Source organism: Kitasatospora sp. NPDC057518 (genome assembly GCF_042802075.1).
In the GTDB taxonomy this organism is placed as follows: Bacteria; Actinomycetota; Actinomycetes; order Streptomycetales; family Streptomycetaceae; genus Kitasatospora.
Map to the genome: position 1 here is coordinate 1 of NZ_JBHVEU010000702.1, position 2,683 is coordinate 2,683.

The 2,683-nt window shown below is 68.6% G+C and carries 2 protein-coding genes; one reads left to right on the forward strand and one right to left on the reverse strand.

Features of this window, described 5'->3' with window-relative positions:
• Window positions 1-161: 161 nt before the first annotated feature.
• Complete coding sequence (gene rpsT, locus ACFU7Z_RS38540) at window positions 162-431, reverse strand: 30S ribosomal protein S20 (protein WP_030309778.1); 270 nt, start codon at window positions 429-431, stop codon at window positions 162-164.
• A gap of 330 nt (window positions 432-761) precedes the next feature.
• Between rpsT and lepA the strand changes: the two genes are divergently transcribed.
• The coding region (gene lepA, locus ACFU7Z_RS38545) for a translation elongation factor 4 (RefSeq protein ID WP_380782796.1) at window positions 762-2,683 on the forward strand (1,922 nt) is incomplete at its 3' end.

Sequence of the window (2,683 nt, forward strand, 5' to 3'; positions counted from 1 at the left end):
GCTCGGGGAGAGGCCGGCTGCGACGCCTGTCGCACTGCTTCTGTGCACCGCACCCGCGTGGCGAACGCAGGCCGCGTGCGGTGCGAGTCTTGCGCGCCTCGGGGGGCCGGGTAGAGGGCCGGGTCGCTCCGAAGCGGTGGGGGTCGAAAGACCCCGGGGCGTCAGGCCTGGACGGCGGTGTTGACGCGCTTGGTGATGGCCGACTTCTTGTTGGCGGCCTGGTTGGCGTGGATGACGCCCTTGCTCACGGCCTTGTCCAGCGCCTTGGAGGCGGCGCGGGCCAGCTCGGTGGCCTTCTCGGTCTCGCCGGCGGCAGCGGCCTCACGGGCCTTGCGCAGAGCGGTCTTCAGCGAGGACTTGACGGCCTTGTTGCGCAGGCGCGCCTTCTCGTTGGTCTTGTTGCGCTTGATCTGGGACTTGATGTTCGCCACGAAGGAGCCTCAGTCTTGTCTAAGGATTTGAACGGGTTCGCACCCGGTGGCCGTCGGACCAGCTGAGAGGGCATGCCGAGGCCGGGTGCAGCAGCCCACGCTACCAGGGGCCCGCTGCCCGCCCCAAACCCGGGCGCCCGCGAGGGCCGCCCCCGACCGCTCGCGAGGGCGGCCCCGGACGGCCCCGGGTGCCCGAACGGCGGCCCGCCCCGCGGTCGTGGGAAGATGGCAGGGACTATTTCGATCGGACGAGCCCGTCCGGTCCCCGGGAAACCGGTCAGCGATGACCCGGACACCCCCGGCCCCGGACCAACGGAGAATCGGACCAAGGTGCCCGCGACCCCCAGCAATGTGCCAGAGCCCAGCCGTACCGACCCGGCGCTGATCCGCAACTTCTGCATCATCGCCCACATCGACCACGGCAAGTCGACGCTCGCAGACCGGATGCTGCAGATCACCGGCGTCGTCGACCCCCGGCAGATGCGTGCCCAGTACCTCGACCGCATGGACATCGAGCGTGAGCGCGGCATCACCATCAAGTCGCAGGCGGTCCGCCTTCCGTGGGCGCCGAAGACCGGTCCGAACGCCGGGACGACGCACATCCTCAACATGATCGACACCCCCGGCCACGTGGACTTCACGTACGAGGTGTCCCGCTCCCTCGCCGCGTGCGAGGGCACCATCCTGGTGGTCGACGCGGCCCAGGGCATCGAGGCGCAGACCCTCGCCAACCTGTACCTGGCGCTGGAGAACGACCTCACGATCGTCCCGGTCCTCAACAAGATCGACCTGCCGGCCGCCCAGCCGGAGAAGTACGCGGCCGAGATCGCCCACATCATCGGCTGCGACCCCTCCGACGTGCTCCAGGTCAGCGCCAAGACCGGCCTGGGCGTCGAGGACCTGCTGGACCACATCGTCAACACCGTCCCGGCCCCGGTCGGCGTCAAGGACGCCCCGGCCCGCGCGATGATCTTCGACTCGGTGTACGACTCCTACCGCGGCGTGGTCACCTACGTCCGTGTGGTGGACGGGCAGCTCACCAAGCGCGAGCGGATCTCGATGATGTCCACCGGCGCGACCCACGAGCTGCTGGAGATCGGCGTCATCTCGCCCGAGCCGAAGGTCGCCGACGGCCTCGGCGTCGGCGAGGTGGGCTACATCATCACCGGTGTGAAGGACGTCCGGCAGTCCAAGGTCGGTGACACGATCACCTCGATGCACAAGGGCGCCACCGAGGCGCTGGGCGGCTACAAGGACCCGCGCCCGATGGTGTTCTCCGGCCTCTACCCGCTGGACGGCTCGGACTACCCGCTGCTGCGCGACGCCCTCGACAAGCTGCGGCTCAACGACGCCGCGCTGGTGTACGAGCCGGAGACCTCGGTCGCGCTCGGCTTCGGCTACCGCTGCGGCTTCCTCGGCCTGCTGCACCTGGAGATCATCCGGGAGCGCCTGGAGCGCGAGTTCAACCTCGACCTGATCTCCACCGCCCCGAACGTGGTCTACCGGGTGGTCATGGAGGACGGCACCGAGCACACCGTCACCAACCCGAGCGAGTTCCCCACCGGCAAGATCGCCGAGGTGTTCGAGCCGGTGGTGCGCGGCACCATCCTCGCGCCCAACGAGTTCGTCGGCGCGATCATGGAGCTCTGCCAGTCCCGCCGCGGCAACCTCCAGGGCATGGACTACCTGTCCGAGGACCGGGTCGAGCTGCGCTACACCCTGCCGCTCGCGGAGATCGTCTTCGACTTCTTCGACCAGCTGAAGTCCAAGACCCGCGGCTACGCCTCGCTGGACTACGAGCCCATCGGCGAGCAGTCCGCCCAGCTGGTGAAGGTCGACATCCTGCTGCACGGCGACGCGGTGGACGCCTTCTCCGCGATCGTCCACAAGGACAAGGCCTACGGCTACGGCGTGATGATGGCGGGCAAGCTCCAGAAGCTCATCCCCCGCCAGCAGTTCGAGGTGCCGATCCAGGCGGCCATCGGCTCCCGGGTGATCGCCCGTGAGACGGTCCGCGCGATCCGCAAGGACGTCCTCGCCAAGTGCTACGGCGGTGACATCTCCCGTAAGCGGAAGCTGCTGGAGAAGCAGAAGGAAGGCAAGAAGCGGATGAAGATGGTCGGCCGCGTGGAGGTCCCGCAGGAGGCCTTCATCGCCGCGCTGTGCCCGACCCTACTGGGGATTTACTGTTCTTGGCGCCTCCGGGCCCACGTAGGCCGGGATGAAGTGGCAGTTCATCCCGGTGGGGAAGC